General features: G+C 70.5%; 5 protein-coding genes. All 5 read left to right on the forward strand.

Annotated elements, in window-relative coordinates; genetic code table 11:
- Nucleotides 1-19 precede the first annotated feature (19 nt).
- Genes IEZ27_RS44160 through IEZ27_RS44180 form a run of 5 tightly spaced genes read left to right on the forward strand, consistent with a single transcriptional unit; the run spans nt 20 to nt 6,613 of the window.
- A complete protein-coding gene (locus IEZ27_RS44160) occupies nt 20-1,399 on the forward strand; it encodes an ABC transporter substrate-binding protein (protein ID WP_189652720.1) in 1,380 nt (459 codons plus the stop codon).
- Nucleotides 1,383-2,270: a carbohydrate ABC transporter permease gene (locus IEZ27_RS44165; protein ID WP_189652721.1), complete on the forward strand. Its 888-nt coding sequence runs from the start codon at nt 1,383-1,385 to the stop codon at nt 2,268-2,270. Before IEZ27_RS44160 ends, IEZ27_RS44165 begins: the two co-directional genes overlap by 17 nt.
- Nucleotides 2,267-3,145, forward strand: a complete 879-nt coding sequence (locus IEZ27_RS44170) for a carbohydrate ABC transporter permease (protein ID WP_189652722.1) — start codon at nt 2,267-2,269, stop codon at nt 3,143-3,145. Before IEZ27_RS44165 ends, IEZ27_RS44170 begins: the two co-directional genes overlap by 4 nt.
- 4 nt (nt 3,146-3,149) lie before the next feature.
- On the forward strand, nt 3,150-6,278 hold the full coding sequence (locus IEZ27_RS44175) for a glycosyl hydrolase (RefSeq protein WP_189652723.1): 3,129 nt from the start codon (nt 3,150-3,152) through the stop codon (nt 6,276-6,278).
- Between the two features lie 41 nt (nt 6,279-6,319).
- Entirely contained in the window at nt 6,320-6,613 is a 294-nt protein-coding gene (locus IEZ27_RS44180) for a LacI family DNA-binding transcriptional regulator (RefSeq protein WP_229824886.1), read from the forward strand.
- Nucleotides 6,614-6,677 lie beyond the last annotated feature (64 nt).

Raw genomic sequence — 6,677 nt, forward strand, 5'->3', positions numbered from 1 at the left:
CCGCAAAGAGGGATTCGTCATGCTTTATCACAAAAACTGGCGGCTCGCCGGTATCGCGATGACCGGCATCATAGCTCTCACCGCCTGTTCGTCCGGACGTCCCGATGCCGGGGCGGACCCGGACGCCAAGGTGACGATCCACGTCGGCAACATGCCCACCAAGGACAACGCCGACAATCTCGCCCTGTTCAACAAGCAGGTCGCGGCCTTCCAGAAGCTCCACCCGAACATCACCGTGGTGGGCGAGGAGACCAAGTTCGACCCGCAGACGTTCGCCGCCCTCGTCGCCGGTGGCTCGATGCCCACCACGATGCAGGTGCCGTACACCAACATCCAGCAGCTCGCCCTCAACGGCCAGGTACGCGACATCACCGACCTCGTCAAGGGCGACGCGGTGCTCTCCAAGCTCAACCCGGCCGTCGCCAAGCAGACGCAGAACGCGCAAGGCCGCACCTTCGGCGTCGTCTCGGCCGCGTACACGATGGCCTTCATCTACAACAGGGCGCTGTACGAGAAGGCGGGCCTCGACCCCGACGCCCCGCCGAAGACCTGGGACGAGGTGCGCGCCAACGCCAGGGCGATCAGCAAGTCGAGCGACGCGGCCGGCTTCACGATCGCGACCACGACGAACTCCGGCGGCTGGATCCTCACCACGATGGCCTACGCCAACGGCAGCGCCATCCAGCAGCGCGAGGGCGACACCATCACGTCCACGATCGACGCGGCCGGCGTGAAGGACGCGCTGACCCTCCTGCACGACGTCCGGTGGACCGACCAGGCGGCGGGCAAGAACTTCCTGCTGAGCCAGGACGACATGCGCAACTCCATCGCCGCCGGGCGGATCGGGCAGACCGTCCTCGGCGCCGACCTCTACCGCGACCTCGTCGGCAACCGCGACATGCCCGGCGACGACCTGGGCATCGCACCGCTCCCGCAGTCGGCCACCGGCATCGGCACGCTGGGCGGCGGCGACATCGCCGTCGTCAGCCCCAAGGCCGCCCCGACCGAGGCGGCCGCCGCGCTGGAGTGGGTGAAGTTCCGGTACCTGAACCGCTTCCTCGACCAGCAGGCCGCGGTCGAGTGGGCCGAGACGTCCAAGGCGGGCGGCCTGCCCGTGGGGGCCCCCGAGGTGCCGCTGTTCTCGCCGGAGATCTACGACCGCTACCTGACCTGGGTCTCCGACTACGTCAACGTCAAGCGGGACAACTACCGGGCCTACTTCGACAGCCTGGGCAAGCTGCCCATACTCGGCGAGCCGCCCGTGGCCGCGCAGGAGACGTACGCGCTCCTCGACGCCGTCACCCAGCAGGTCCTCACCAAGCAGGACGCCGACATCCCGGCGGCGCTCACCCAGGCCCGGACGGACGCGCAGGCGCTGATCGATGCCGCCGCTCAGTAGGTGGGCCCAGCGCGGTGGCCTCGGGAAACTCCTGTTCACCGCGCCCATGCTCATCGTGTTCGGGCTGTTCTCGTGGTGGCCGATCCTGCGCAGCCTGGTCCTCAGCTTCCAGCGCACCAACCTGGTCACCGACCCGACCTGGGTCGGGCTGCGCAACTTCAGCAGGGTGCTCGCCGACCCGCTGCTCGCCACCGCGGCCTGGAACACCGTGTGGTTCACCGCGCTGGCCCTGGTCGTCGGCTTCCCCGTGCCGGTGCTGCTCGCCGTGTTCATCGGGGAGCTGCGCCGGACCAGGACGATCGCCAGCGTGCTCGTCTACGTGCCGATCATCATCCCGCCGGTCGTGGCGGTGCTGCTGTGGAAGCAGCTCTACGATCCGAGCGAGTACGGCCTGCTCAACACCGTGGCGGGCTGGGCCGGGCTGGGCCCGTTCCCCTGGTTGCAGAGCGCCGAGACGGCGATGCCCAGCATCGTCGTGCAGGCGACGTGGGCGGGCTTCGGCACGACGACGATCATCTACGTCGCCGCGCTGATGTCGGTGCCGCCCGAGCTCTACGAGGCGGCCGAGCTCGACGGCGCCGGGGTGCTGCGCCGGGTGTGGCACATCACGCTGCCGCAGCTGCGCCCGGTCATCCTGCTCATGCTGATCCTCCAGGTGATCGGCACGTTCCAGGTGTTCACCGAGCCCTACGTCATGACCGGCGGCGGGCCGGACAACAGCACGGTCACGCTGCTCATGCTGATCTTCAAGTACGCCTTCGTCGCCGGCGACTTCGGCAAGGCGACGGCGCTGAGCCTGATGCTCGCCGTCTTCCTCACCGCCCTGTCCGCGGTGTACCTGCGCGCCACGAGGGGGTGGAAGCGTTCATGAACGAGCGTGGCATCCTGTCCACCGGCGAACGCCGCAGGCCGGCGACCCGCGTGGTGTTCACCGGGCTGATCGTGGCCGTGCTCGCCTGCCTCGCGGTCGTCGCGGCCGGGCCGATCCTCTGGCTGGCCAAGTCGGCGGTGTCGACCTCGCAGGACATCCTGCGCGACCCGTTCGGCTGGTGGCCGAGCGGGATCCGGTGGGACAACCTCGCCAGGGCGTGGAACGGCATGGACATCGGCCGGGCCCTGGCCAACACGGTCTGGATCGCGGCCGGCAACTGGTTCTTCGGCCTGCTGGTCGCGCTGACCGGCGGCTACTCCCTCGCCATCCTGCGTCCGAGGTACGCCGGGGTCGTCTCGGCCGCGGTGATGGCCACCCTGTTCATCCCGGGGGTCGTCTCCCTCGTGTCGCTGTACCTGACCGTGATCGACGTGCCGGGCATCGGGGCCAACCTGATCGACAGCTACTGGGCCGTGTGGCTGCCCGCCGCCGCGCACGCCTTCAACGTGCTGCTGGTGAAGAACTTCTTCGCCGAGTTGCCGAAGGAGGTCTTCGAGGCGGCCAAGGTCGACGGGGCCAACTCCTTCGAGGTGTTCCGGCGCATCGTGCTGCCGATGTCGCGGCCGATCATCGCCGTCGTCTCGCTGCTCACGCTGGTGTCGGCCTGGAAGGAGTTCCTGTGGCCGCTCCTGGTGCTGCCCTCGCCCGATCTGCAGCCGCTGTCCGTCGTCCTCTACAAGATCTCGGCCACCGCGGAGACCAGCACGCTCATCGCCGCCATGTTCATCGCGGTGATCCTCCCGCTGGTCTTCTTCCTGCTGTTCCAGAAGCAGTTCCTCCGGAGCGCCGGCCGAGCCGGCGCGGTCAAGGGGTGACCCGATGAAAACACTGTCCGCGCTCCTCCTCCTCACCACCGTGTTAGCCGCCCCCAAGCTTCCCTACTCCAACACCTTCGATCCGTGGAGCATCAGCAGGAGCGGCTCGGCCGAGATCGCCTTCACCGCCACCGCCCAGGGCCACACCGGGTCCGCGGTACGCATCGTCAACCAGACTCCGAGCAGCCCGAACACCTACGGGCAGCTCGCCCAGACCGTGCCGGTCAAGCCGGGCACGCTCTACCGGTTCACCGCCTGGGTGGCCTCGGAAGGGCTGTCGAAGACGGCCGCGCTGCAGGCGGTGCTGAGCCCGGACAGCAGCCAGCGCTTCAACTTCCCGATGGGCGCCTACGACTGGCGCCAGGTGTCGTGGACCTACACCACCCTCGCCACCCAGACCAGCTTCTCCCTCCGCATCGTCTCCCAGGACGTGACCCCCGGCGTACGGCTGGACGACCTGACCATGACCGAGGACGGCGCCGCGCAGAACCTGCTGGCCAACCCCGGCTTCGAGGAACACTCCACCTACTTCGGGGTCATGAACGACTCCCTGCTCTTCGACCCCGGCACGGCCGCGCTGGAACTGTTCACCGACGCCCGGGACCCGGCCCCCGCCGCCTGGGCCGTCCAGGACGCGCGGGGGACGCAGGTCGCCGCAGGCACGGCCGCCTTCACCGACGGGAGCAGCGTGGTGAACCTCGCCTCGCTGCCCAACGGCTTCTACACCTTCACCTCGGGCACGCTGAGCACGAGCTTCGGCGTCGTGCCGCCGATGCCCGCCGCCGCGGCCGACTCGCCGTTCGGGGTCGGGCTGCACGGGTACGAGCAGGAGCTCATCGACGGCATCGCGCGCATCGGCTACACCCACTCGCGCAACGACGTGGGCTGGTCCGCGGTCGAGAAGCAGGCGGGCGTCTACACCTTCGACCGCTACGACGCCGGATTCGCCGCCCTGCACGCCGCCGGGATCGAGCCGCTGCCGATCTCGGCCTACCGCAACCCGCTCTACGACGCCAACCGTACGCCCAGCTCGCCCGAGGGCCTGGCCGCCTACGGACGCTTCACGGCCGCCGTCAACCAGCACTTCGCGAGCTACACCCGGGCGACCGAGGTCTACAACGAGTTCAACATCAACTTCAACGACGGCCTGTGCGGCCGGACGCCCGCCTGCTACGCCCAGCTCCTCCAGGCGGCCGCCGCGGTCAAGCCGCAAGGAGCGCGGCTGGTGGGCCCGGCGATCTCCGGCGCCTCGGCCGACTACGTGCGCCAGGTGCTCGAACAGGGCGGCGCGGCGGCGGTGGACGCGGTGTCCGTCCACCCCTACCGCCACCCCACGCCGCCCGAAGGCATGGACACGCAGATGGCGTCGCTGAGCCAGACCATCGACGCCGCCGCCGGCCGCTCGCTCCCGCTGTGGCTCACCGAGTACGGCTGGCCGACCCACACCGCGGGTGGCACGACCGACGCCATGCAGGCCGACTACCTGGTGCGCTCGGCGGTGCTCTCCCTGGCCGGCGGCGCCGACCGCCTCTACTGGTACGACGCCCGCGACGACGGCACCGATCCGAACAACCAGGAGCACAACTTCGGCGTCTTCGAGGTCCGGCGCGCGACCGCCCGCTACGCCGCCGAGCCCAAGCCCGCGGCGGTCGCGCAGGCGGTGATGGCGGCCGAACTCGCCGGGCGCACCATCACCCAGCGGGACACCCTGGACGCGACGACGTACTCCTTCCCGTTCAAGGACGGCGCGGGCGACCTCGACCGCGTCATGTGGGCCTCGGACGGCCCGAGGACCGTGACGCTGCGCACCGCCCAGCCGCTCACCCTCACCGACCAGTACGGCGTGCGCACCACCCTGACCCCGCACGCCGGAGCCGTCCAGGTGACCCTGACCGAGCACCCGGTCTACGTCCGCGGCCGGGTCGACTCCCTCGTCCTCGACCCCGCGCCCGCGATCACGCTGAAGACGTCGCCGACCGTCGCCGACGGCGAGAGCATCGAGGTGCGCGCGGTCGTCGACCGCACCGGCCGCAACTGCCGCGCCGTCCCCGCCAAGGTCACGATCACCCTGGACGGGCGGCGCCACGACGTCAAGGTCAAGGGTTGCGGCACCGCCGAGACCGTCTTCGACCTCCCCGCCCCCGCGGGCGGCAAGGCGAGCTGGGTCACCGGCTGGGCCGCGACCGGGAACGAGAAGGTGGCGCGGCTGGCGACACCGACGATCAGGATCACCACCCCCGTCGTCGCCGCCGTGGGGGTCGACCTCGTCCGTGACGGCGGCTACCGGGCGCAGGCGTCCGTCTCGCTGGCCAACACCTCCCGCGCGACCCCGGTGACCCTCGACGGCCTCACCTGGACCCTCGGCAAAGAATCGGGCACGATCGCCGACACCACCACGCTGCAGCCCGGCAAGCAGGTCGCGCACACCATCCCGCTCCCGTCGCTGCGCGTGTGGGAGCAGGGCTACCTGGAGGTGTCCATCGGGCTGCGCGGCCGTGACGCCCTCCGGCTGCGGCAGTCGGTCGGCGCGGGACCCATCGAGCCCGACACCGCCACCACGGTCGCGCCGATCGACCTGGCGGCCGACGCGACCTGGTTCCGCTACACCGCCGACTGGGGCGGGGCCGCCGACCTCGGCGGTCCCGTCCGGATCACCCAGACCCCGACGGGGCTGCGCGTGCAGGCGACGGTCCAGGACGACGTGTTCACCCAGAAGAACCCGGCGGGCAACCTGTACAACGGCGACTCCATCCAGCTCTCCCTCTCGCCCGCGCCGCCCGGCGCCTCCACGGAACGGACCGAGATCGGCCTGGCGCTGACACCCGACGGACCGGCCGCCTACACCTTCGCCGCCTTCGGCATCGCGATCACCGGCCCGACCCCGGCGGACCGGCTCACGGTGACCAGGACGGGCACCACCACGACCTACGACGTCGTCCTGCCCTGGCAGAGCCTCGGACTCAACGGCCCGCCGGCCGGGGTGTTCGCGCTGTCCCTGCTGGTCAACGACGATGACGGGCCCGGCAGGAAGGGCTATCTGGAGTGGTCGTCCGGCATCGGCCACACCAAGGACACCGGCCGGCACTTCCCCGTACGACTCACCAGCGGGCTGAAGGGGCCGTCCGGCTCCTGAGGCCCGCCCCTTCCTCCGCGAGGGCCGGGGATGACGACGAGGTGATCGATCACTTCGTCGTCGCCCGGCGCGCGGGCGTGTCGCACCAGACGGTCTCCCGGTACTTCAGGAAGAACGAGACCCTGAGACCGGCGACCCGCTCCAAGATCGACCTGGTCGTCCAGGAGCTCAACTACCGGCCGAACCTCGTCGCGCGTTCCATGCGCACGCGGCACACGAACCGGCTGGCGGTCACCCTGCCCGCCTCCGACCACCTGTGGCCGGCGCGCATGCTGGAACCTCCACGAGGGCGGCGGGCCCCTCGGACGCCGGGGGCGGGCCGTTCGCTGTCATGATCGAGGGGCGCCGGGGTGCGCACAATCTCTTCGGCCAGGCACCGAACAGTTCCGCAGTCAACCG

Origin of the sequence: Nonomuraea spiralis (assembly GCF_014648435.1) — a bacterium.
Classification (GTDB): Bacteria; Actinomycetota; Actinomycetes; order Streptosporangiales; family Streptosporangiaceae; genus Nonomuraea; species Nonomuraea spiralis.